Source organism: Sphingobium sp. B7D2B (assembly GCF_025961895.1).
Lineage (GTDB): Bacteria > Pseudomonadota > Alphaproteobacteria > Sphingomonadales > Sphingomonadaceae > Sphingobium.
Window position 1 is genome coordinate 1,352,359 of the sequence record NZ_JAOQOM010000001.1, and the last position, 23,479, is coordinate 1,375,837.

25 protein-coding genes and 2 tRNA genes are annotated in these 23,479 nt (G+C 65.0%); 19 read left to right on the plus strand and 8 right to left on the minus strand.

Annotated features, from left to right (window positions below; genetic code table 11):
• Positions 1–55 precede the first annotated feature (55 nt).
• The 3 genes from M2341_RS06100 to leuC all read left to right on the plus strand — a co-directional run bounded on the left by M2341_RS06100 (position 56) and on the right by leuC (position 3,107).
• Positions 56–763 (plus strand): CoA transferase subunit A, encoded by a 708-nt coding sequence (locus tag M2341_RS06100; RefSeq protein WP_264569800.1) that lies wholly within the window; start codon positions 56–58, stop codon positions 761–763.
• Complete coding sequence (locus tag M2341_RS06105; RefSeq protein ID WP_264576204.1) at positions 763–1,398, plus strand: CoA transferase subunit B; 636 nt, start codon at positions 763–765, stop codon at positions 1,396–1,398. The genes M2341_RS06100 and M2341_RS06105 overlap by 1 nt, the downstream gene beginning before the upstream one ends.
• 266 nt (positions 1,399–1,664) lie before the next feature.
• The gene (leuC, locus tag M2341_RS06110; protein WP_264584610.1) at positions 1,665–3,107 is read left to right on the plus strand and encodes a 3-isopropylmalate dehydratase large subunit; all 1,443 of its coding nucleotides are present in this window, start codon (positions 1,665–1,667) and stop codon (positions 3,105–3,107) included.
• A 168-nt stretch (positions 3,108–3,275) separates the two neighbouring features.
• Here the strand turns inward: leuC and M2341_RS06115 are convergent, their stop codons facing one another.
• On the minus strand, positions 3,276–3,773 hold the full coding sequence (locus M2341_RS06115) for a GNAT family N-acetyltransferase (RefSeq protein WP_264584611.1): 498 nt from the start codon (positions 3,771–3,773) through the stop codon (positions 3,276–3,278).
• Between the two features lie 117 nt (positions 3,774–3,890).
• Between M2341_RS06115 and leuD the strand changes: the two genes are divergently transcribed.
• The 9 genes from leuD to nadC all read left to right on the plus strand — a co-directional run bounded on the left by leuD (position 3,891) and on the right by nadC (position 10,788).
• Positions 3,891–4,484: a 3-isopropylmalate dehydratase small subunit gene (gene leuD, locus M2341_RS06120; RefSeq protein WP_264574773.1), complete on the plus strand. Its 594-nt coding sequence runs from the start codon at positions 3,891–3,893 to the stop codon at positions 4,482–4,484.
• A 97-nt stretch (positions 4,485–4,581) separates the two neighbouring features.
• On the plus strand, positions 4,582–4,908 hold the full coding sequence (locus tag M2341_RS06125) for a DUF1476 domain-containing protein (protein WP_264574774.1): 327 nt from the start codon (positions 4,582–4,584) through the stop codon (positions 4,906–4,908).
• Between the two features lie 12 nt (positions 4,909–4,920).
• Positions 4,921–5,154 carry a BolA/IbaG family iron-sulfur metabolism protein gene (locus M2341_RS06130; protein ID WP_181559130.1) on the plus strand — a complete coding sequence of 78 codons (234 nt, stop codon included), beginning with the start codon at positions 4,921–4,923 and terminating at the stop codon, positions 5,152–5,154.
• Positions 5,155–5,200: 46 nt separating this feature from the next.
• A complete protein-coding gene (gene grxD, locus M2341_RS06135) occupies positions 5,201–5,530 on the plus strand; it encodes a Grx4 family monothiol glutaredoxin (protein ID WP_264584612.1) in 330 nt (109 codons plus the stop codon).
• Between the two features lie 304 nt (positions 5,531–5,834).
• Positions 5,835–6,719, plus strand: coding sequence for an MBL fold metallo-hydrolase (locus tag M2341_RS06140; protein ID WP_413715279.1), 885 nt, complete (start codon positions 5,835–5,837; stop codon positions 6,717–6,719).
• A gap of 66 nt (positions 6,720–6,785) precedes the next feature.
• Entirely contained in the window at positions 6,786–7,550 is a 765-nt protein-coding gene (locus M2341_RS06145; protein ID WP_181559133.1) for a hypothetical protein, read from the plus strand.
• A gap of 68 nt (positions 7,551–7,618) precedes the next feature.
• Complete coding sequence (gene nadA / locus M2341_RS06150) at positions 7,619–8,614, plus strand: quinolinate synthase NadA (protein WP_264584614.1); 996 nt, start codon at positions 7,619–7,621, stop codon at positions 8,612–8,614.
• Positions 8,615–8,630: 16 nt separating this feature from the next.
• Positions 8,631–9,944 (plus strand): DUF2254 domain-containing protein, encoded by a 1,314-nt coding sequence (locus M2341_RS06155; RefSeq protein WP_264584615.1) that lies wholly within the window; start codon positions 8,631–8,633, stop codon positions 9,942–9,944.
• The gene (nadC, locus tag M2341_RS06160; protein ID WP_264584616.1) at positions 9,928–10,788 is read left to right on the plus strand and encodes a carboxylating nicotinate-nucleotide diphosphorylase; all 861 of its coding nucleotides are present in this window, start codon (positions 9,928–9,930) and stop codon (positions 10,786–10,788) included. The genes M2341_RS06155 and nadC overlap by 17 nt, the downstream gene beginning before the upstream one ends.
• A gap of 33 nt (positions 10,789–10,821) precedes the next feature.
• Here the strand turns inward: nadC and M2341_RS06165 are convergent, their stop codons facing one another.
• The 7 genes from M2341_RS06165 to aroA all read right to left on the minus strand — a co-directional run bounded on the left by M2341_RS06165 (position 10,822) and on the right by aroA (position 17,503).
• Complete coding sequence (locus M2341_RS06165; RefSeq protein WP_264576197.1) at positions 10,822–11,229, minus strand: DUF4112 domain-containing protein; 408 nt, start codon at positions 11,227–11,229, stop codon at positions 10,822–10,824.
• A 77-nt stretch (positions 11,230–11,306) separates the two neighbouring features.
• Entirely contained in the window at positions 11,307–12,797 is a 1,491-nt protein-coding gene (locus M2341_RS06170) for an ABC transporter substrate-binding protein (RefSeq protein ID WP_264584617.1), read from the minus strand.
• Between the two features lie 116 nt (positions 12,798–12,913).
• A tRNA-Leu gene (locus M2341_RS06175) sits at positions 12,914–13,000 on the minus strand.
• Between the two features lie 161 nt (positions 13,001–13,161).
• On the minus strand, positions 13,162–13,446 hold the full coding sequence (locus M2341_RS06180; RefSeq protein WP_181559138.1) for an integration host factor subunit beta: 285 nt from the start codon (positions 13,444–13,446) through the stop codon (positions 13,162–13,164).
• Between the two features lie 213 nt (positions 13,447–13,659).
• On the minus strand, positions 13,660–15,360 hold the full coding sequence (rpsA, locus tag M2341_RS06185) for a 30S ribosomal protein S1 (RefSeq protein ID WP_264584618.1): 1,701 nt from the start codon (positions 15,358–15,360) through the stop codon (positions 13,660–13,662).
• Positions 15,361–15,536: 176 nt separating this feature from the next.
• Positions 15,537–16,166: a (d)CMP kinase gene (locus M2341_RS06190; protein WP_264584619.1), complete on the minus strand. Its 630-nt coding sequence runs from the start codon at positions 16,164–16,166 to the stop codon at positions 15,537–15,539.
• Complete coding sequence (gene aroA / locus M2341_RS06195; protein WP_264584620.1) at positions 16,163–17,503, minus strand: 3-phosphoshikimate 1-carboxyvinyltransferase; 1,341 nt, start codon at positions 17,501–17,503, stop codon at positions 16,163–16,165. The genes M2341_RS06190 and aroA overlap by 4 nt, the downstream gene beginning before the upstream one ends.
• 172 nt (positions 17,504–17,675) lie before the next feature.
• Between aroA and M2341_RS06200 the strand changes: the two genes are divergently transcribed.
• The 7 genes from M2341_RS06200 to M2341_RS06230 all read left to right on the plus strand — a co-directional run bounded on the left by M2341_RS06200 (position 17,676) and on the right by M2341_RS06230 (position 23,463).
• A complete protein-coding gene (locus tag M2341_RS06200) occupies positions 17,676–18,005 on the plus strand; it encodes a TIGR02300 family protein (protein WP_181559142.1) in 330 nt (109 codons plus the stop codon).
• 110 nt (positions 18,006–18,115) lie between these two features.
• Positions 18,116–18,191, plus strand: a tRNA-Ala gene (locus M2341_RS06205).
• Between the two features lie 324 nt (positions 18,192–18,515).
• Positions 18,516–19,718 carry an aromatic ring-hydroxylating oxygenase subunit alpha gene (locus tag M2341_RS06210; protein WP_264584621.1) on the plus strand — a complete coding sequence of 401 codons (1,203 nt, stop codon included), beginning with the start codon at positions 18,516–18,518 and terminating at the stop codon, positions 19,716–19,718.
• A 142-nt stretch (positions 19,719–19,860) separates the two neighbouring features.
• Positions 19,861–20,346, plus strand: coding sequence for a VOC family protein (locus tag M2341_RS06215; protein WP_181559144.1), 486 nt, complete (start codon positions 19,861–19,863; stop codon positions 20,344–20,346).
• 202 nt (positions 20,347–20,548) lie between these two features.
• Positions 20,549–21,331 carry a 4,5-DOPA dioxygenase extradiol gene (gene ygiD / locus M2341_RS06220; protein WP_181559145.1) on the plus strand — a complete coding sequence of 261 codons (783 nt, stop codon included), beginning with the start codon at positions 20,549–20,551 and terminating at the stop codon, positions 21,329–21,331.
• A 40-nt stretch (positions 21,332–21,371) separates the two neighbouring features.
• On the plus strand, positions 21,372–22,463 hold the full coding sequence (locus M2341_RS06225) for an acetamidase/formamidase family protein (RefSeq protein WP_181559146.1): 1,092 nt from the start codon (positions 21,372–21,374) through the stop codon (positions 22,461–22,463).
• Positions 22,444–23,463 (plus strand): helix-turn-helix domain-containing protein, encoded by a 1,020-nt coding sequence (locus M2341_RS06230; RefSeq protein WP_264584622.1) that lies wholly within the window; start codon positions 22,444–22,446, stop codon positions 23,461–23,463. The genes M2341_RS06225 and M2341_RS06230 overlap by 20 nt, the downstream gene beginning before the upstream one ends.
• Positions 23,464–23,479: the final 16 nt, after the last annotated feature.

Sequence of the window (23,479 nt, forward strand, 5' to 3'; positions counted from 1 at the left end):
CCCGCGCTCTTATGGGCGGATCAGCTTTCGCTCCATCCGTGCCAAGGAGACACGCGTGAAGAAACTCTATCCCGATGCTGCAGCCGCTCTCGATGGCCTGCTCCACGACGGAATGCTCATTTGCGCCGGCGGGTTCGGCCTGTGCGGTATTCCCGAGCGCCTGATCGACGCGATCCGCGATTCTGGCGTGAAGGATCTCACCTTCGCCTCCAACAACGCCGGCATCGACGGCGAAGGGCTGGGCAAGCTGCTGCGCACCCGCCAGGTGAAGAAGATGATTTCGTCCTATGTCGGCGAGAACAAGGAGTTCGAGCGGCAATATCTGGCAGGCGAGCTGGAGGTGGAGTTCTGTCCGCAGGGCACGCTGGCCGAGCGCTGCCGGGCCGGCGGTGCGGGCATTCCGGGCTTCTACACCAAGACCGGTGTGGGCACGCAAGTTGCCGAGGGCAAGGAAACCAAGATTTTCGATGGGCAGGAATATGTGCTCGAGCGCGGCATCTATGCCGATCTGTGCATCATCAAGGGCTGGAAGGCCGATGAAGCGGGCAATCTGATTTTCCGCAAGACCGCGCGGAATTTTAACCAGCCGATGGCCACCGCCGGCAAGATCTGCGTCGCGGAAGTCGAGGAAGTGGTGCCCGTGGGCAGCCTCGATCCGGACAGCATCCATCTGCCCGGCATCTATGTGAAGCGCATGATCGTCGGCGCGCCCTATGACAAGAAGATCGAATTCCGCACTGTCCGCGAAAGGGAGGCCGCATAATGGGCTGGTCACGCGATGAAATGGCCGCGCGCGCCGCGAAGGAGCTGCAGGACGGCTTCTATGTGAATCTCGGCATCGGCATCCCGACGCTGGTCGCCAATCACATCCCGCCGGGCGTGGAGGTGACGCTGCAGAGCGAGAACGGCATGCTCGGCATCGGCCCGTTCCCTTATGATGACGAGGTCGATCCCGATCTCATCAATGCCGGCAAGCAGACGATCAGCGAACTGCCGAGCAGCGTCTATTTCTCCAGCGCCGACAGCTTCGCGATGATCCGCGGCGGGCACATCGATCTCACCGTGCTGGGTGCGATGGAAGTCTCCGAAAAGGGCGACATCGCCAACTGGATGATCCCCGGCAAGATGATCAAGGGCATGGGCGGCGCGATGGACCTCGTCGCCGGCGTCAAGAAGATCATCGTGGTGATGGAGCACACCGCCAAGGACGGCAGCCCCAAGTTCATCCCGGAATGCACCCTGCCGCTCACCGGCCGGGATGTGGTGGATATGATCGTCACCGATCTGTGCGTCTTCCAGCGCGTTTCGCACGATCAGCCCTTCCGCCTCGTGGAACTGGCGCCGGGTGTTACCGCCGAGGAAGTCGCGGCCAAGACGACGGCGCATTACGTCTCGTAAGGCGTCGGGTTAACGCGCGGTAGTTACCCCCTTCTCTTCTGAGGAGGGGCGGTTCCGAGCGCTCCGCTGCCCCGCCAACACTCCGCATCCCGGACTTGATCCGGGATGACGCTTCTTGTTCAGCGATCGCGCACCAGGCAGCGGAACCCCCGGATCAAGTCCGGGGCGACGAGAGGAGGAGCGCCGCGCGCGCCATTGAAACGGACTTCGAGCGCCCGATATAGGGGCTTCCCCCCCGACCGCGACAGATGTAGGGCAGCCCCATTATGACCCAGGCCCGCACCCTTTATGAGAAGATCTGGGACGCGCACGTCGTCGAGAAGCGCGACGATGGCACGTGCCTTGTCTATATCGACCGCCACCTCGTCCACGAAGTGACCAGCCCGCAGGCGTTCGAGGGCCTTCGTCTGGCTGGCCGCAAAGTGCGCCGGCCCGATCTCACGCTGGCCGTGCCGGATCATAACGTGCCGACCACGGCGCGGGTTGATGCGCAGGGCAACCGCATCCCCATCGTCAACAAGGAGAGCGCGCAGCAGCTCGCCGCGCTGGAGCGCAATGCGCCCGAGTTCGGTATCCGCTATTTCGGCGCGACCGACATCAATCAGGGCATCGTCCACGTAGTCGGCCCCGAGCAGGGCTTCACGCTGCCCGGCATGACCCTGGTCTGTGGGGATAGCCACACGGCCGCGCATGGCGCGCTGGGCGCGCTCGCCTTCGGCATCGGCACAAGCGAGGTCGAGCATGTGCTGGCCACGCAGACGCTGCTGCTCAAGCCGAGCAAGACGCTCGCCATCGAGGTCGAGGGCGAGCTGGGCTATGGCGTCACCGCCAAGGACGTGATCCTCGCCGTCATCGGCCGCATCGGCACCGCCGGTGGGACCGGCCATGTCATGGAATTCCGCGGCTCGACTTTCCGCGCCATGAGCATCGAGAGCCGGCTGACCGTCGCCAATATGGCGATCGAGGGTGGCGCGCGCTCGGGGCTGTTTGCGCCGGACGAGAAGACGTTCGACTATATCAAGGGCCGCCCGATGGCACCGCAGGGTGCCGATTGGGATCGCGCCGTCGCCTATTGGCGCACGCTCGTGACCGACGAAGGCGCCGTGTTCGACAAGCATGTGCGGCTGGAGGCGAACGAGATCGCGCCGACCGTCACCTGGGGCACCAGCCCCGAGGACGTGGTACCGATCACCGGCGTCGTGCCCGATCCGGAGAGCTTCGAGGACCCCTCCAAGCGGGAAGCTGCGGCCAAGTCGCTCGCCTATATGGGCCTCACCGCCGGCCAGCGCATGGAAGACGTGCCGGTCGAGCATATCTTCATCGGCAGCTGCACCAACAGCCGCATCGAGGATCTGCGCGCGGCCGCGTCGGTGCTCAAGGGCCGCAAGGTTGCCGACGGCATCAAGCAGGCGCTGATCGTGCCCGGCTCCGGTCTGGTCAAGCATCAGGCCGAGGCCGAGGGGCTGGATCGCATCTTCATCGAGGCCGGGTTCGAGTGGCGCGAGCCGGGCTGCTCCATGTGCCTGGGCATGAATCCGGATCGTGTGCCCAGTGGCGAGCGTTGTGCCTCTACGAGCAACCGCAACTTCATGGGTCGGCAGGGGCCGGGTGCGCGCACCCATCTCGTCTCGCCGGTGATGGCGGCCGCCGCCGCGATCAGGGGTCGACTTGCGGACGTTCGCGAACTAATGGTGCCCGAGCAAGCGTAAGGGGACGCAATGAAAGTCATTTTCTGGATTTTGGTCGCCGGTGCTCTCGGCAGCGCCGCCATGGCCATGGGCCTCGGCCAGTCCGCCGCTGTGCCCGCAAAGGCGGAAAAGCCGGCCGCGCGCTGAGTTGAGGACGTTAGACGGGCGCGGGTTTCTCAATCCGCGCTGTCATGCCGTGGCTACGCGCATCTTCATGCGGTAACAGGCTTCGTCATAACCGGCAGGATCCGGCGCTTCGACCACCTCGAAGCCTTGCGCGGCCCAATAGCTGTCTGCGCCGTTGACGGCCGTCAGCCAGATTTCATCAACACCCTCGCGACGCCCCTGTGCGGCGATCAGCGCGAGCGCCGTCCGCCCGGCGCCACTGCCTCGGGCATCGGGCAGCAGGGCAAGATCGTGCAGATAATAGCTGCCGGGGTTCTCGGGAATGGCGCCCAGTGGGGCATTGAAGGCGGGCACGCTGTCCGCATACCATGGGTGGGCGATGAGGTAGCCGAGCACGCGCCCGGCGTCCTCGAAGACGAAACAGCCCGCCGGATGCAGGCTGAGGCGCTCGGCGTAGATCGCTTCATCCTCTGTATAGCGACCATGGACCGCATCGGAGATCGCCTTGACTGCCGCCATGTCACTGGCGCGCATCGGGCGCCATGTGCCGCTTGTTGCCATTGCCTCATCTCCTCCGCACATCGCCGTCGGCCGCCTGCATATCGGGTCGGCATCTTGACGCAAGCGCGCACATCCGCCACTTGACCGGTCAAAGAGCCCGTCATCAGCAGGACCAGCATGGAACCCGTCACCACCGTTGAAGGTCGCGCCTATCCCTTCGGCCTGAAGAATGTCGATACCGACATCATCATTCCGGCCGAATGGCTCAAGACCATCAGCCGCACGGGCCTCGGCAAAGGCGCGTTCGAGGCGCTGCGCAAGGAGCCGGGCAATGTGTTCGACGATCCGCGCTATGCCGGTGCGCCGATCATCGTGGCGGGCGACAATTTCGGCTGCGGGTCGAGCCGCGAACATGCCGCCTGGGCGCTGATCGACATGGGGGTGCGGGCCGTCATCGCGCCGAGCTTCTCGGATATTTTCTCGGGCAATGCCTTCAAGAACGGCATCCTGACCGTCGTGTTGCCGCAGGACGCGGTCGACCGGTTGCTGGAGGTCGCCAAGACCGATCCGATCAGCATCGACCTTGAGAACCAGTCGGTGACGACGCCGTTTCAGGACCGCTTCACTTTCGAGATCGACCCGTTCCGCAAAAGCTGCCTGCTGGGCGGCCTCGACGAGATCGGCCTGACCATGGCGCAGGGCGATACCATCGGTACGTTCGAAGCGCGCGATGCGCAGACCCGGCCCTGGCTGGTGCCGGCCGCCGCCTGAATTCGACGCGGCGGGGCGTCCCGCGCGTTGCCAAGGGAGCGCCTGCTTCCTAAGTAGAACCTCTATTCAGTTACCTCCAGATGAAGGTGCGTCTTTCATGAGTTCATTCGACGATCGCGAGAAGGCGTTCGAGACCAAGTTCGCCATGGATCAGGAACTCGCGTTCCGGGTCGCTGCCCGGCGCAACCGCCTGCTGGGCGAGTGGGCGGCCGGCCTGATGGGGCTGACCAAGGAAGAGACCGATGCCTATGCCAAGGCGGTCGTGCAGGCGGACTTCGAGGAAGCCGGCGATGAGGACGTGATCCGCAAGGTGATGGGCGATCTCGTATCGGCCGGCGTCGACATGGACGAGCAGCGCGTGCGCACGGCGCTGAGCGACAAGGCCGCCGAGGCGCGTCGCCAGTTCATGCAGGAAGAGAATTGAGGGGCTTTTGACATGCCCATGGCGGCTGGCGATATCGAGGCGATGATCCTCGCGGCTTTCCCGGATGCGACGGTGGAGATCACCGATCTGGCCGGCGACGGCGACCATTATGCGGCGCGGGTCACCTCCGAGAGTTTTCGGGGGATGAATCGCATTGCCCAGCAGCGGGCCGTCTATGCCGCGCTGGGCGGTCGCATGGGCGGAGAGCTTCACGCCTTGCAACTGACCACGGCCGTTCCCAACTGATAGCGCAGCGCCGGCATCGCGCCGCACTGCTGCCCGGAGACCAGACATGACCGACCCCGTCCACGCCCGCATCGCCGATATCGTCGGCAAGAACGATGTCGTGCTCTTCATGAAAGGCACGCCCTTGTTCCCGCAGTGCGGGTTCTCGAGCCGCGCCATTGCCATTCTGGAACGGCTTGGCGCGCCTTTCGAGAGCGTGGATGTGCTGCAGGATCAGGAGATCCGCCAGGGCATCAAGACCTTTTCCGACTGGCCGACCATCCCCCAGCTCTATGTGAAGGGCGAGTTCCTTGGCGGGTCGGACATCATGATGGAAATGTATGAGGCGGGCGAGCTCAAGCAGCTTCTTGCGGAGGAGGGCGTCATCGCCGCCTGATCGGATTCCATTTGGTTCTTCAAGCGGGCGCGGGGCAAAAAGCCCGGCGCCCGTTTTGCGTTCGGGCGCCGGAGTTCGGAGGGATTGGGAGACAAAAGGATTGGGGGACAGGCAAGAAGACCGGGTGCCCGTCCCCCAAAGCGGGTGTGTCGACAAGAAGAGCAAGCGCCGTGCCAGTTTCTCCGGGTGAGGGAAGCGGGCGGCGACGCTGGTTAAGGGCGGGGCAAGAGGTTGCGACCTGTAAAGCGCTCCGACAGTTTCGCTTGCGCCTTGTAATCGGCGGCGGCCGTGACACATGGAAGAGATGATGCCTGCTGCCCCCAGTCTCGCCGCCGACACCGGCCGGGTCATGCGCCTGTCGCCGCTGGTGCAGCGCGTGCTGGCACCCAATCCCTCGCCCTTCACTTTTGAGGGGACGCAGACCTATCTGGTGGGCAACAGCGACCTTACCGTAATCGATCCCGGCCCGGATGATCCCGCCCATTTGGATGCACTGGAAGCTGCGATTGCCGGTCGCCCCGTCATTGCTATCGCCTGCACCCACACCCATCGCGATCACAGCCCGGCGGCGCGCCCGCTGGCACAGCGCATTGGCGCGCCGATCATCGGCTGCGCGCCGCTGACGCTGGAGGATGACGGGCCGCGTGCAGATGCGGCATTCGACCCCGATTACAGTCCCGACCAGGTGCTCGCGGAGGGCGAGCAAATCGTGGGCACGGGCTGGACTCTTATCGCGCTGGCGACGCCCGGCCACACCTCCAATCATCTGTGCTACGCGCTCGAGGAAGAAGCGGCGCTGTTCACCGGCGATCATGTGATGAGCTGGTCCACCAGCGTCGTCTCGCCGCCGGATGGCGACATGAGCGATTATCTCGCCTCGCTGGAGCGTTTGGTCGCCCGCTCGGACAGCGTCTATTATCCCGCCCATGGCGAACCGGTGACCCAGCCCCAGCGCTTCGCACGCGGCATGCTGGGGCATCGGCGGATGCGGGAAGGGCAGATCCTGCGCATTCTGGACCGGCAGGGCGCCGTCACCATCCCGGATTTCGTCGCGAGCATGTATGTGGGCCTCAATCCACGCCTGCATGGCGCCGCGGGCCGATCCGTGCTCGCCCATCTCATCGATCTGCAACGGCGGGGGCTGATAGAGGATAGAGCGGACGGGGTCTGGGCGAGGGTGCTGATTTAGGCGCTTGACGGAAGGCGCGAACAGGATCAGCTTCCCCGCCGTCCAGGCAACGGTGGGGGGACCGTCATGGCAACACTTGCTTCAGGCATCAGATCCGAGATCGAGCGCGAGCGCAGCTTCTTCCTCAAATTGGCGCTGGCGATGGCCTTTGTCATTGTGGCGGGCTTCTCGTTCAACGTCGCCGCCGGCCGCTCGACCTTCGCTGCGCCGCTGCTGCTTCATGTCCATGCGCTGGTTTTCTTCGGCTGGCTGGTTCTTTTCGTCACACAATCCTTTCTGGCGGCGGGCGGGTCGGTGCGCCTGCACCGGCGACTTGGTGTGCTCGCGCTGCTCTGGGTGCCGGTCATGGTCGTGCTGGGTCTGGCGGTGACGCGTCATTCGGTGCGCGCAATCGGCGGGCCTCCTTTCTTCGATACTAATGAATTTCTCTTCGGCAACAGCATCGGCCTGCTGGCTTTCGCGCTCACCGTCGGGGCGGCGCTCGTCCTGCGCGCCCGTCCCGACTGGCACCGGCGGCTGATGTGCGGCGCCATGGCCGGGCTGACCGGCCCCGGCTTCGGGCGGCTGCTGCCGATGCCGTTCCTCATCCCCTGGGGCTGGTGGGTCGCGGCTGTCGTGGCGCCCATGATGTTTATCCTGGCCGGCATGGTGTGGGACTGGCGGCGCAAAGGACGGGTCCACGCTGCATGGCTGTGGGGAGCGGGCATCCTGATTGGCAGTCAGCTCGTGGCCGATGCCATCGCCTACAGCCCGATGGGCCTTGCCATCACGCGCGATATGGTCGCCGGCACCCCCGGCGCGATGCGCGATATGCGGGCCTTCTTCCCCTGAGCGCGGTTAGAGGTTGATCGCCGGGCGCTTCGTGGCCATCTCCCCCGCATGACAAAGGAGATTCGGTGATGGATGCACGCGGCGGGATCGGCGGAAGGCTTGCGGGGCTGGACCTGCTGGAGGAGATCAATCGCCTGCGCAAGGAGCGCAACGCGGTCATCCTCGCGCATTACTACCAGAAGCCGCAGATCCAAGACCTGGCTGACTTCGTGGGCGATAGCCTGGAGCTGTCCCGCAAGGCGGCCGAGACGGATGCGGACGTGATCGCATTTTGCGGTGTGCGCTTCATGGCCGAGACGGCGAAGATTCTCAGTCCCGAGAAGATCGTGATCCTGCCGGACATGGACGCCGGCTGTAGCCTGGAAGACAGCTGCCCGCCAGCCCAGTTCAAGGCCTTCCGCGAGGCCCATCCCGATCATATCGCGCTCAGCTACATCAATTGCTCGGCGGAGGTAAAGGCGCTGAGCGATATCATCGTCACCAGCTCGTCTGCCGAGAAGATTCTGAGCAAGCTCCCCAAGGACCAGAAGATCATCTTCGGGCCGGACAAGCATCTGGGTGGCTATCTCGCGCGCAAGCTGGGGCGTGAGATGCTGCTCTGGCCGGGCGTGTGCATCGTGCATGAGAGCTTCAGCGAGACCGAGCTGCTCAAGCTCAAGGCCATGCACCCCGGCGCGCCGGTTGCGGCTCACCCCGAATGCCCGCCGGCTATCATCGATCACGCCGATTATGTCGGCTCGACCAGCGGCATCCTGCAATATGCCAAGGATATGCCGGGCGACACGCTGATCGTCGCGACCGAGCCGCACATCATCCACCAGATGGAAAAGGCGATCCCCGAAAAGCGCTTCGTCGGCGCGCCGGGTGCGGACGGCAACTGCAATTGCAACGTCTGCCCCTATATGGCGCTCAACACGCTGGAGAAGCTCTACATCGCGCTCCGCGATCTCCAGCCGCGCATCGAGATGGATGAGCAGCTGCGGGTCGCCGCGAAGAAGAGCCTCGACCGGATGCTGGATCTCGCTAGCGACACGGTCGGGCAGGGCGACGTGGGAGCGCGGTGAGCGGGGAGCCGCCCCGGTGATCGTCCGCCTGCGCTCGCTCTGGCTGAACGTTAACGCGAGCTACTGGTTTTATCCGGCGCTGTTCACGATGCTCGCCCTCGCGCTGGCGATCGTCACTATCACCATCGATCGCTCGGGGCAGGCCGCCCATCTCGTCAAGTTCGTGGATGCCGCGCGGCCGGAGGGGGCGCGCAACGTCCTCAACGTGATTGCCGGATCGATGATCGGCGTGGCGTCGACCGTTTTCTCGATCACCATTGCCGCCGTGGTCTATGCCTCGGGTAATTACGGCCCGCGCCTGCTCATCAATTTCATGGAAGATCGCGGCAACCAGCTCTCGCTGGCGACGTTCATCGGCACGTTCGTCTATGCCGTGATGGTGCTGCGGGTCGTCCGGGAGGCGGCGGAATCCAGCGTCGATGTCGGGTTCGTGCCGCAGCTCTCGCTGGTCATCGCCACCGGCCTGATGCTGATTTCCATCGGCGTGCTGGTCTTCTTCCTCAATCATGTGCCCGCCAGCATCCGCATCAATTCCGTGCTTGAGGAGATCGGACGGCGCCTGACCAAGGAAGTGCGCAAGCGCTTTCCGAAAGAGGGCGACGATGTGGAGATGATGGCGTTGTCCGACGGGCAGATCGTGCCGGCGACGGGCAGCGGCTATATCCAGATCGTCGATTTCTCAGGCCTGGCTGACGTTGCCCGCGAGCACAAATGCCGCGTGGTCATGCGCCTGCGTCCCGGCAATTTTGTCCATCCCGAAGTTGGCTTGATGTCCGTCCACGGCTGTCATGTGGATGATGAGATGGCCGAGCAACTGCGGGACTGTTTCTCCCTCGCTGGATTTCGGTCTCCGGCGCAGGACATCGAATTTCTGATCGACGAGCTGGTCGAGATTGGCTTGCGGGCCCTGTCGCCTGGCATCAACGATCCCTTCACGGCGGTGACGGCGATGCATTGGCTCGGCGCTTCGATGAGCGAACTTGCCCGGCGCGATCTGCGCAGCAGGCCGGGAGAGGAAGAAGAACACTGGCAGCGTGTCATTCCGCTCAATGACGATTTCGATCATTTCCTGCGGCGCGGTTTCGGCTCCCTGCGCTCGGCCGCCGCGACCAGCCCTATTGCCGCGGCGCAGTTTCTCGATTGTCTGCTGGGCATTTCCTCCGGCCTCGCTTCGCAGCCCCGGCGGGAGGCGCTGCGGCTGGAAGGTGAGCGGTTGATGGCGCAGGCGCGGATCGCGCTGGCCGGTCCCTCCCTCGCCGAGCTTGAGGAACGCTCTTGCGCTTTCGAGGCGGCGATGAAAAAGCGAGCGCATCATGCCCTTCACACTTGACCGCTTCGACCTTGACGCCTTCGTCGCCGCCACCCTCGCCGAGGATCTCGATGGTCCGGTAAATGGGGGCGGGCGGGATGTGACGTCGCAGAGCGTCATCCCCGCAGACGCGGTGTTCAGCGGTGTCATGGACAGTCGAGACTCGGTGACCGTTGCAGGCCTGCCGTTAGCCGAGGCCTTTTTCCGTGCGCTCGATCCCGATGTCGAGATCACGCTGCTCGCCGCGGATGGTGATCAGGTGCCCGCCGGCACCGACCTGATGCGCCTGAAGGGCCGCGCACGCGCGATGCTCACCGCGGAGCGGTCGGCGCTCAACACCGTCCAGCACTTGACCGGTATCGCCACGATGACGCGGGCTTATGTGGACCGCATCGCTGGTACCGGAGCGACGCTGCTCGATACCCGCAAGACGATCCCCGGCCTGCGGGTGCTGGAGAAATATGCCACGCGCATGGGCGGCGCGAAAAATCATCGCATGGGCCTGTGGGACGCGGCGATGATCAAGGACAATCACGTAGCTGTCGCCGGATCGGTGGACGAGGCGGTGCGCCGGGCAGTGGCTGCCGGGATTGCCGAGGTGATCGTGGAGGTCGACCGGATCGACCAGATCGAGCCGGCCATCGCGGCCGGGGCGACGCATCTGCTGCTGGACAATATGTCGCCGGACGTTCTGCGCGGCGCCGTCACGCTGGTTGGAAAGCGCGTGCCCACGGAGGCGTCTGGAGGCGTCACACTGGAGACCATTCGCGCCATCGCCAGCACGGGCGTCGATTATGTCAGTGTCGGGCGATTGACCCAGTCGGCACCAGCGGCGGATATCGGTCTCGATTTCAGCAACATTTAGGCTCACGGCGCCGAGGAACAGCGCCTGCTTATTTTAGCCTTCTATAATCGCTGTCTGGGGATGGTGCTTGTCGAGATGCTTGCGGATGATCCGCAGGTTGCGCGTGTTCGAGCGGAACATGACGTCGAAGGCATCGCCGACCAGTGGAACCGCGCCGATTGCGGTGTCGAAGGCGACATTGCCGCTCATCCGCAGCAACTGCCAGCGCGGCATCCCAAGATTGCGGGCCTCCCAAACGATCCATGCGCCCATGGCCGCTGCGAGCAGATCGCCGACGATGGGAACGATGCCCAGCATGGCGTCCAGCCCAACGCGGATGCGCGTTCCGGGGATCACCATCGCATTTTCGAGCACTTGCTCCATCATCTCGATGCGGCGGCGCACCGCATGGGGATCGCGCCCGAGCCGCGAACTGGCGAGGCTCTCAAACTGTCTCGCCATCTCTTCAGCGGCGTTATGCGGTCTCGCCCGGGCCATTCACGTTCCTTTACAGGCTGCCTTGCTGGCAGCGCGAAGGATTAGTTGGGGACGGTGATCAGCGCATTCAATGGATGAACTCCGCGCGAGGACGGTTTGAAGTTGGTGAGCCGCTGCCCGACGAGCGACCAGCGGATGGGGCGACCGAGCGGGATGAACCCGCTGAAGGCTACCGTCGCTTCCTCCGCTTCCGCCAGCAACTGGGCGCGTTCCTCATCATTCTGGCTCTTGCGGGCCTCGGCGAGGCGGCTGGCCACGCGCGGATCGCACAGGAGCCCGGCCGAACAATCGAGGCGCGCGAGATACCAGAACGCGCTGTCGAAGGGCGCGACCTCGTCGATCAGCCGCAGATCGGCGGGCTGATCGATGGCCACCCGATCGAGTTGCAATCCGGCCTGTCCAAAGTCTTGAACCAGGCGCAGGAACAGCACGGAGGCGCCTGATCCGTCCGGCAAGGCGATCCGTAGAACCGGCGGATCGCCCTTGTCCGCCCGCCAGCGGTCGATGATCCGCCGGGCGGATTCGACGCGTTCCTCGCGCGAGCGGCCGGACCATGCCGGTGCGCTCGGCAGGCGGTTCAGCTCATAAGAGGCCGGGAGCGGGTAGGTGGCGGTCCGCCAGCCCGGCAGGCCCAGAACCTCGGCGAGCTTGTCCCGGTCGACAAGGCGGGCGAGCGCGTCGCGCACCGGTACGTCCGCGAGGAAGGACGACGTGCTCGTAAAGGCGAGGCCGAACAGGCCCTCGACCGGGTCGACCTGCGCGTCGGCCATGTTGAGGCCGGCCGCGGCGATCAAGGGGAGGTGCTGGAAGCGCCCGCCCAGCACCAGATCGGTATGGCGGGCACGGAAGCGAACGAGAGCCAGCGACGCGCGCTCGGCGCGCACTTCCCGCCGCTCGACCGGGGGCGCGGCTTCGCTCTCGGGCTCGCCCTCCGCCGGCTCCTCGCTGGCAGCTATCGCGGGCGCCAGGACGACCGGCCCGCCCTCGGCAACCGGCTCACGGCGATAGGGGCCGGTGCCGTCGCCCGAGCGGGTCATTACCGCAAGGTCCGGCTGGGCGAGCAATTGCAGGAAGGCGGGGAGGCTCATGTCGAGCCTTATTTCGATGACCCGGTCGGTCATGGCGCGCACATCGGGGGTAAGGCCCGCCAGCAGCAGCGGATTGGCGCGCATCCGCTCGCGCAGCAGTCGGGCGACCTCATCGGCATGGACCGGCTTGCCGTCCGCCCAGTGCAGCCGCTTCAGACGGAAGATGTAGCTCTGGCCGCCATCCTCGACGATCCAGCTTTCCGCCAGAGCCCCGACAATGTCGCCGCGCGCATCGAAGCTGAGCAGCCCTTGCGCTGTCGAGGCGAGGATCAGCCGGGCTGCCGGTGCATTGCCGTGGCGCAGCGGCTGGGCGAGTGCTTCGCTCTGGCCGATCACGTCCACCCGAACGGTGCGGTTGTCGCGCGGGCTGTTGCATCCCGCAGTGGCAAGCACGGCCAATGCCAGCAGGGGGCGGACCCAGGTTCGCGCGGGGCGGGTGCCCATCGCCTTTCACTCCCTGTTCGGACAAGAATCTATCGACGTTACAGGGAGGCCGTAGCCTGCCGACGCGATTCGTCCAACCATGGCTGCGCTTGAAAGGGGCGACATCGCATTCGCTATGGTGCGGACGGCGGGACTTGAACCCGCACTCTCAGATGAGAAGCAGATTTTAAGTCTGCTGCGTCTACCGATTTCGCCACGTCCGCAAGCACATGGGATGCGCGAACGCCCATGCCATGCGCGGCAGGACGGTTCCAGCCCTTATCAAGCGCCGGTGAAGGACTGGCTCTCTTCAAATGCCGCAACCCGGCCGATGCGCTGCCGCATGGCCGGGCTGCCGGATCGTCAAAGGCTCAGTTGACGGTGCTCAGTCGCCGGCATTCAGGCGAATGCGCATTTCCTTGCCTGGCTTGAAGTGCGGCACGCGCTTGGGCGGCACCACCACCGAATCGCCGGTGCGGGGATTGCGCCCCGTGCGGCCGTCCCGTGCGCGGGTGGTGAAGGCGCCGAATCCACGCAGTTCTACCCGGCCCCCTTCGGCCAGGCGCGCGGTAATCGAGTCGAAAACGATATCCACGATGCGGTCGACTTCCTGCCCGCTGAGGTCAGGATGAAGAAGCGCAAGCTTTTGAACGAGCTGAGAACGAATCATCTCTGCTACTTTCCGAAAAGGCCGAAGCCGTCCCCCATAATCCGGAAGTGCCCCGAGTCCCCCTTCGTTGCGTTTTCCGTGACTCGCGCGATGCGCCAACATCGGCGAGCAATCAAGAAAAATCCCCGCAGAACGCCGGAAACGGAACGGGCCGGCCGATTGCTCGACCGGCCCACTGCCGCAATTATTAGAGGGTGGGAAAAGCCCCGGCGATCAGTTCTTCGCCTTGAGCGCCTCACCCAGAATGTCGCCCAGCGACGCGCCGCTGTCGGACGAACCGTACTGCGCGACAGCCTGCTTCTCTTCGGCGATCTGGAGCGCCTTGACCGAGAAGTTCGGCTTCTTGGAGCGGTCGAAACCGATCACCAGCGCGTCGAACTTCTGGCCGACCTGGAAGCGCTCGGGGCGCTGCTCGTCGCGGTCGCGGCCAAGGTCGCTGCGCTTGATGAAGCCGGTCACGCCGTCGTCGCCAGCCTGAACTTCCAGGCCGCCGTCGCGGACTTCCAGAACGGTCACGGTCACGGTCTCGTTCTTGTTGAGGCCGGTGCCACGCACCGCGCCAGCTGCCGGCGCACCCTTTTCGAGCTGCTTCATGCCGAGGCTGACGCGTTCCTTCTCGACGTCCACGTCAAGCACGATGGCCTGAACGGTCTCGCCCTTGCGATGCAGGTTGAGCGCGTCCTCGCCGGAGATGCCCCACGCGATGTCGGACATGTGGACCATGCCGTCGACGTCGCCGTCCAGGCCGATGAACAGGCCGAACTCGGTGGCGTTCTTGACTTCGCCCTCGACCTGGCTGCCGACCGGGTGACGCTCGGCAAAGCTCTCCCAGGGGTTGGACTGGGCCTGCTTGAGGCCAAGGCTGATGCGACGCTTCTCGGCATCGACCTCGAGCACCAGAACTTCCACTTCCTGGCTCGTCGAAACGATCTTGCCGGGGTGGACGTTCTTCTTGGTCCAGGACATTTCCGAAACGTGGACCAGGCCCTCGATGCCGGGCTCCAGCTCGACGAACGCGCCATATTCGGTGATGTTCGTGACGCGGCCGGAGAGCTTGGCGCCGATCGGGTACTTGGCCGATGCGCCTTCCCACGGATCGCTCTCGAGCTGCTTCATGCCGAGGCTGATGCGCTGCGTGTCGCGGTTGATGCGGATGATCTGCACCTTCACCGTGTCGCCGATGTTGATCATCTCGCTCGGGTGGTTGATCCGCTTGTAGCTGAGGTCGGTGACGTGCAGCAGGCCGTCGATGCCGCCCAGATCAACGAACGCACCGTAATCGGTGATGTTCTTGACCACGCCCTCGATGATCTGGCCTTCGCTCAGCGTCTGGATGAGGCCGCTGCGCTGTTCGGCGCGGGTCTCTTCCAGGATCGCGCGACGCGACACGACGATGTTGCCACGGCGACGGTCCATCTTGAGGATCTGGAAGGGCTGCGGAATGTCCATGAGCGGCGTGACGTCGCGCACGGGGCGGATGTCGACCTGGCTGCCGGGAAGGAAGGCCACGGCGCCGTCGAGATCGACCGTGAAGCCGCCCTTGACGCGGCCGAAGATAACACCCTCAACGCGGGCGCTCTCGGCGAATTCGGATTCCAGCTTGTCCCACGCGGCTTCGCGGCGGGCGCGGTCGCGTGAGAGCATGGCCTCGCCATTGCTGTTCTCGACGCGGTCGACATAGACCTCGACTTCGTCGCCAACCTTCAGGTCGGCCTTCTGGCCGGGCATGGCGAACTCGCGCAGCGGCACGCGGCCTTCGCTCTTGAGGCCCACGTCGATGACGGCGAGGTCGTTTTCGATGCCGGTGACGGTGCCCTTGACCACGCGGCCTTCGAAGCCGCCGTCTGCACCACCAAGAGATTCATTGAGAAGCGCAGCAAAATCATCGCGCGTCGGGTTTGCCTGAGAGGCCATGTAAGAGTTCCTTCAAGTCGTTGCTGGCCAACCGGTTGTCTCCGGTGGTCTTTGGCCAAACTGCCCGAACGACCTCATGCCGGCCGGGCATCCACCAGGCGGCGCGAAGGCGATCACTCGTGCTTTGGGAAAAGCAAAAGGGCGCCTCGCAACGCGAAGCGCCTCATCCAAGCCGTCTAATGGCGACTCTTCAGGCGAGCGTCCACCAGCGCGATCGCATGCTGAACGGCGGCGTCTATACTCAAATTGCTGGTATCCAGCAAGTCCGCATCTTGGGCCTGCTTCAGGGGCGCATCGGCGCGCTGCATGTCGCGCGCGTCGCGCTCGGCGAGGTCGGCGGAGAGGGCTTCCAGCGCGACGGGATTGCCATGGGCGGAAAGTTCCGCATGGCGGCGCTGTGCGCGCACCGCAAGGCTGGCGGTGACGAACAATTTGGCGTCGGCATCCGGCGCGATCACCGTGCCGATATCCCGCCCGTCGAGCACCGCGCCGCCCGGCTGTGCGGCGAAGGCACGCTGCCGCTCCAGCAGCGCCGCGCGCACCTGCGGGTGACGAGAGACGCGGCTGGCGAGGGGGCCGGCTTCCTCCGACCGCAGCGCCGGATCGGCGAGCAGGCTGTCCGGAAAAGCGCAGGCGGCTGCGGCATCGGCCGGATTGTCGGCGTCCCCGCCCTGCCGCGCGACTGTCATACCAACGGCGCGATACAGCAGGCCCGTGTCGAGATGGAGCAGGCCGTAATGCCGGGCCAGCGCCCGCGCGATTGTGCCCTTGCCGGAGGCGGCGGGCCCATCGACGGCAATGATCATGCCGCGCCCTTGAGCGTGGCCAGCATGTCGGTGAAGCCGGGAAAGCTCGTCGCGACCGGGCTCATATCGTCGATGATGAGGCCGCCGCGCGTGTGATGACCGGCGACCGCGAAGCTCATCGCGATGCGGTGATCGAGATCGGCACCGATCGTCGGCGGTTCATTGCCGCCGTCCAGCGGCTCACCACCGCGCCCGTGGATGATGAGGCCGTCGGGTGTCTCCTCTACCGACACGCCGAGGCGGGCGAGGCCCTGCGCCATCAGGGCGAGTCGGTCCGATTCCTTTACGCGTAGCTCGTCCAGCCCGGTGGTGCGGGTGGTGCCCTGTGCGCAGACCGCCGCGACGAAGAAGATCGGAAATTCATCGATCATGCTCGGCGCGACGTCGGGCGGCACGTCAATGCCTGTGAGCGTGCTGTGCCGCGCGACGATATCCGCGACCGGCTCGCCACCGACTTCCCGCTGGTTGGTCAGCGTAAGGTCAGCGCCCATCGCCTGCAGCATGGCAAACAGCCCGGTGCGGGTGGGGTTCATGCCGACATTGGTGACCGTGATGTCCGACCCCGGTGTGATCAGCGCCGCGACGACGGGGAAGGCGGCGGAGGAGGGGTCGCCCGGCACCACCAATGTCTGCGGCTCGAGTTCCGCCTCACCGGTTAGCGAGATGATCCGCGTGCCGTCCGCCTCGGTCTCCACGGTCAGGTCCACCCCGAAGCCGCGCAGCATCCGCTCGCTATGGTCGCGCGTCGGCACTGGCTCGATGACCCGGGTGATGCCCGGGGTGTTGAGGCCGGCAAGCAGCACCGCCGATTTCACCTGCGCCGAGGCGACCGGCAGCCGGTATTCGATCGGGACCGCGGGCGCGATGCCGCGCATGGTGAGCGGCAAGCGGCCGCCCGGCGCAGTCGTGAATTCGGCACCCATCAGCCCGAGCGGGGTGGTCACCCGGCCCATCGGGCGCTTGCTGAGCGAGGCATCGCCCACGAAGGTCGCGGTGAGATCATGGCTCGCCAGCAGGCCCATCAGCAGGCGCGTCGAGGTGCCGCTATTGCCCATGTCGAGCGCGGTCGCGGGCTGCGTCAGGCTGCCGACGCCGACGCCATGAATGCGCCACACGCCATCCTCGTCGCGCGTGATCTGCGCGCCGAGCGCCCTCATCGCCGCCGCAGTCGCCAGCACGTCCTCGCCCTCCAGCAGGCCAGAGACGCGGCTTTCGCCCACCGCCAGCGCGGACAACATCAGGGATCGGTGGGAAATGCTCTTGTCGCCGGGCACGGTCACCGTGCCACGCAGCGGAGCGCCAGGCTCGAAGAGCATGTTGCGCGCAATGTCAGTCATGAAAATCAGGTCCGAAAAATGGCCGTCGCTGCGCGGAGCAGGAGGGCGGGCAATAAAAATGGCGAACTGCTTTTGACAGTGCCCGCCCGCTATGGCAAGGCGCCCCACACTTCGCGGCAGGCCTGCCTGTCCGCGCACTTGGCTATTACTCTCTGGAAGGATGAGGCGGCACATGGTGAAGCCTGAATGGGGATCGAAGCGGACCTGCCCCAAATGCGCAACGCGCTTCTATGATCTGGGCAAGGACGAGCCCGTGACATGCATCGAATGCGGCAACGTCTGGACGCCCGAGCCCGTGCTCAAGTCCAAGCAGCCGCTGCCCTTCGAGGAAGCGCCGCAGAAGGTCGCGGCCGGTGCGGATACGGAAAGCACGGCGGACGATGATCTGGACATCGACATCGACGTCGATGAGGCCGAAGGCTCGCCCGACAACGACGTCGATCTCGGCGGCGATGACGATCTCGGCGTCGATGCCGGCGACGATAACGACGAAGAAAACTGAGCGCGCAGGAAAGATTGCGCGCCATAAAAAATGGACTTGCAGCGAGGCAGAGCCTGACCTAAAGGCAGCGCCTCGCCGCGACGGACCCACCCGTCGCCGCTGCAATGATCGGGGCCGTAGCTCAGCTGGGAGAGCGCTACACTGGCAGTGTAGAGGTCAGGGGTTCGATCCCCCTCGGCTCCACCATTTCCCTTTATCGCAGACCTGTTGAGCGCTTCAGAGTGTGCCCAGTCGTGAATGCGCGACGTCGGGCCAGCGCCGCAACCGAAGCGTTCGGAATGCATCCCCAGCAGCCTTATTGACGGCGACCGGCCTACCCGCGCAGCTTCGCGCCACCCGGTCCACCTTGCCTCTCTCGACAAAAAGTTGGTCGCCCGGCGCAAAGCCAGTCGGGGCGGCGGTTGGTACACATCTTCTCAGCCTGGGGTGCTTCGCGCTGCATGGCGGTTCTGGCCGAGGGTCGGGACTGGACGCGCGGCGCGGCATGGACGCCAATTGCGAGGATGTGACATGACTCTTCTGACCGACAAATTCTTCGACAGCTTTGCCTCCTCGGTGAAGCCCACGGAAGAGGCGGAGACGCTGCCGCCGGAGATCTACACGAGTCAGGAGTTCTACGAGTTCGAGAAGGACGCGCTGTTCTATCGCGAGTGGCTCTGCGTCGGGCGGGACGAGTGGATCGCGGAAGTCGGGGATTTCTTCACAACCAGCCACGCCAATGAGCCGATCATCATTTCGCGCGGGCGGGACGGGGAGATCAAGGCGATGTCCGCCGTGTGCCAGCACCGCGCCATGCTGGTGGCGGAAGGCAAGGGCAATACGCGCGGTTTCACCTGCCCCTATCACCACTGGTCCTATGATCTGGACGGCAAGCTGGTTGGCGCACCGGCGATGGGCCGCACCTGCAATTTCGACAAGGCGCAGTATAATCTGCCCAAACTCAAGGTGGAACTGTGGCACGGCTTCATCTTCGTCAATTTCGATCCGGAGGCGGAATCGCTGGCCTCGCGCATGGGGCCGATCGAACCGGTCGTGGCGAATTACGAGTTTGCCAGCCTGCGCGGCCCCGAGCCGCTGTCCCACGAATATCCGTGGAACTGGAAGGTCCAGTTCGAGAATAACAATGATGGCTATCATGCCAGCCGGCTCCACCAGGGGCTGCACGATTTCGTGCCGAGTTCGCTAGCGAGCTTTCCCGAGGTGCCGCGTGAGACGGCGGGCTATTATCGGCTCAACGGCTCCACGCACCCCAATGCGAGCTTCAACCCCACCGAGAAGGCGCTCCTGCCGGTCTTCCCCAAGCTGACGGAGGAGGAGCAAAGCCGGCTGCTGTTCGTGAACCTGCCGCCGACGCTGTCGCTGGTCGTGCTCAACGATGTGGTGATCTACCTCATCATGGATGCGCGCTCGCCGACCACGCACGGCCTGACCTTCGGCAGCCTCTATCATCCCAGCGCCTTCGAGGACCCGGAGTTCGAGGAAAAGCGCCGGATCAATGACGAGCACACGGCGGATATCGTTGCCCAGGATCTGCATGTCGATCTGCTGGTGCAGCAGGGGCTCTCGTCCCGCTTCGCCCCGCGCGGGCGCTACAGCTGGCAGGAAGATGCGCAGCGCCAGCTCAATGTGTGGCTGGTGGACCGCTACCAGCAGGAGTGGGACCGTCGTCGCGGCCCCTCGGCGCCGGTCCCGCGGTTGCACGCAACCTCCTGATCTCCGGCGGCGGGGCAGGGCCTCGCCGCGACGGGCTGAGGCCCGAAATCAAAACATTGTTCGCAGGAGACACAGCTTCGCGTCCGCCGCGCTGCCTAACTGGCGCGGCGGCCGAAAGGCTTGTGTCCAGTCAGAGGTGATGATGACCAATTCGCTTATTTTTTTCGATATTCCCGCCGACGATCCCAATGCTGCCGGTGAATTCTACGCGCAGGTGTTCGGCTGGGAGAATGATCCCCGCCCGATGGGCGTCTATCACCGCATGGTGCCGGGCGGCTTCTTCAAGAAGAAGGACGGGACGGACAGCGAGATCGGCAATCTCCACATGGGCATCGCCAAGGTCGACAATATGCGCCCGCATCCCGACCCGGCAGGCGTCGCGCCGCGCCATATCGCCAGCGATGGCCGCAAGCCGCGCATCTGGGTGTTGATCAGCGACGATGATTCGGCGGATCGAATCCTGGCGACGGCGCAGGAGCTGGGCGCGACCCTGCTGTGGCGCGACCATTATTGGGCCGAGTTCAACGGCTATAACCACTGCTTCGTCGACCCCTGGGGCAATGAGATCCTGCTGTGGGGCAAGGCGGGCGAGAATCCGCAGATTCCCGAGACGTTCACCAAGGAATGAGGGGTGCGCGCGGCCCGCTTGGCGGGTTGGCGGAACAACATGTTGTGCGCCAATCTGCAAGACCGGGCCGCGACCCTTCCCATAGCCTCCAGTCATCCAATGCAACGGCCCGAGCGGCAAGCATGAGGCGAAAAGTGAGTATGAGCCTACAAGTTCAACCCTGTCTGTCCGCAAGGTGCGCCTGCGCAGCGGGAGCCGGACAATGAGCCGCCTGCCGCTGATCTTCTTCGGCCATGGCAGCCCCATGGTGGCGCTCGAGCAGAGCAGCACCACGCAGGCCTGGCAGGGCATCGCACAGAGCATCGGCAAGCCCAAGGCGATCCTGTGCATCTCGGCGCACTGGCTGACACGCGGCACGGCCGTGACGGCGATGGCGCAGCCCCGCACGATCCACGATTTCGGGGCTTTTCCGCAGGCCCTGTTCGACATGCAATATCCGGCGCCCGGCGATCCCGCCCTGGCGCGGCGCGTTGCCGAGCTGCTCGATCCGGTGCCGGTCCATATGGATGCCAATTGGGGCCTGGATCATGGCACCTGGACGGTGCTCGTCCACGCCTATCCCGAGGCCGATGTTCCGGTCGTGCAGCTGGGCATGGACGTGAATGCCACGCCTGAGCAGCACTGGAAGATCGGCCAGATGCTCCGCCCGCTGCGCGACGAAGGCGTGCTCATCATGGGCACCGGCAACATCGTCCACAATCTGCCGGCGATGGACTGGAACAACCCGGATGCCGAGCCCTATCCGTGGGCCGACCGGTTCAACAGCACGATGCTGGATGCCGTGGTCGCGGATCGGCCGCAGACGGTCATCGATTTCGCGGCGCTGGGCGACGATGCCCGCCTGTCGGTGCCGACGCCGGACCATTTCTGGCCGCTGCTCTATGTGCTGGGTGCGCGTCATCCGGGCGAGGAAGCGCAGCTGCACCCCAATTTCATCCATCACAAGTCGCTCGGCATGACGAGCATTCTCATCGGGGCTTCCTGAGCCTCCACAAACCCAACACTGACTGACGAGCAGGGGAATTATGGCGCTGATCTGCAATCATGGAATGCGACGGAGCGAAACGCAGCCCGGAGCGCTGCACTATTTGCGGGCGACGCCTGAGACCGTGCACTGGGGCTTCTTCTCACCGGAACTGAAACCAGCGCTGACCGTCAAGAGCGGCGATCTCATCCAGGCGCAGGCGGTGACGCACCACGCCGGCGATGATCCCGAGCTGATGTTCGACGAGCACATCCAGCGCATCTTTACCGAGGTCGATCCCAGCACGCGCGCACCGGGCTGTCACATCATGACCGGGCCGATCTACGTCGAGGGCGCAGAGCCCGGCGACATGCTGGAAGTGCGCTATTTCCAGATGACGCCGCGCTTCAATTACGGCTCCAACCTGCAGGCGAACTGGGGGCATCTCTACAAGGAGTTCGGCGAGACCGAGCGCGTGACGATCTACGAGCTGGATCCGAACGCCAACACCGCCACCGCGCTTTACGCCTATGATGTCGAGGGCGTTTACACGACGCCCGGACGTATCACCAATTGCCCGCATTGCGACCGGCAACCCGCGCTGCCAGGCGTAACCATTCCTGCCCGCCCGCATCTCGGCACCGCCGGCGTCGCGCCTGCGGTCGATGCGCCGGTCAGCACCATCCCGCCGGGCCTGCATGGCGGCAATATCGATAACTGGCGGATCGGCGCCAATGCCCGCATGTATTATCCCGTGCAGGTGAAGGGCGGGCTGTTCTCCATCGGCGATCCGCATGTCAGCCAGGGCGATGGCGAGATCAGCGGCACCGCCATCGAAGCTTCGCTCGACGTGCTGTTCCAGATCATCCTGCGCAAGGATTTCAAGTTCCCATCGCCGCTGCTGGAGACGCCCAATCACTGGATCGTCCACGGCTTTGGCGACGATCTCGATGCGGCGATGAAGAATGCCGCGATGGACATGATCGAACTGCTCTCCGAACATCAGGGCCTGTCGCGGACCGATGCCTATTCGCTGATGAGCGTCGGCGCCGACTTTGGCGTGACGCAGGTTGTCGATGGCACGCAGGGCATCCATGTGCGGATCGACCGTGGCATGTTCCCGAACAAGGGCAGTGTCCGCGATCCCCGCTGATCCGGCCCGGCCGGGGGAGGCAGTCTCCAGTCCGGACGCCTGGTCCTTCGACGTCGCGTCGCTGCCGGCGGCGGAGCGCGCCCCGGCATGGGCCGCCGCCATACAGCGCCTGCAGATGCCGTTTCCGAACACGGCAGAGGCAGGCGGGTCGGTGCTCGCCATCACCTCGCCGATGGGCTTCGAATTCGCGGTGGTGACGGGCGGCGCCCTCACCATCGCGGGCCGCACGCCGGGGGCCGCACCGGGCCTGTGGCTGGGTCTGCTCATCGATGGCGAGGCCTCGCTGGAGACGCATGAAGGCGTGATGCCGCTCACCGGCGACTGCCTCATCTACGGCGCGACGGGCGTGGATGCTGCGTTGCGGTTCAAGACGCAGTTTCGCCAGTTCTTCGTGCGCATCCCCAGCGTTGCCATAGATGCGCGGATGCTGGCACCGCTCGCCCGCCGCATCGGAGTCATCCAGCCGGACAGTCTGGTGGCCCATGCGCTGCTGGCGCTGTTGCGCAGCGCTGCCGACTCGCTCTCGCTAGGGCGCGCCCGCGAATTCGCGCCGCTTGAGACGGCGCTGATCGAATTGCTCGTCCCGGTGATCGCGCATGCCGGCGGCGTGGAGGCCAAGGGTGGTGCCGCCGCGCACCGCGCTCGGCAGTTCGAGCGGATCTGCCGCACGATCGAAACCAATCTGACCGACGCGGACCTCTCGGTGCAGTCCGTTGCGCGCAGCGAGGGCGTATCTGTGCGCTACATCCAGCAGCTCTTTGCGCGCTCAGGGCAGACGGTGACCGGCTATGTGAAGGGGCGCCGCCTTGAGCGCGCGCGGGCCGATCTCGTCAATCCGCTTCATGCGCAATTGAGCATTTCCGAGATCGCCTTCCGCTGGGGTTTCAACCAGTCGGCGCATTTCAGCCGGGCCTATCGCGAGCGCTTCGAGGAGGCGCCGCGCCAGACCCGCGCCAATGCGCGGCAGGCGCTGCCGGACAATCGAGCTTTCGCGGGCTGACAAGACGTGTGTGCGC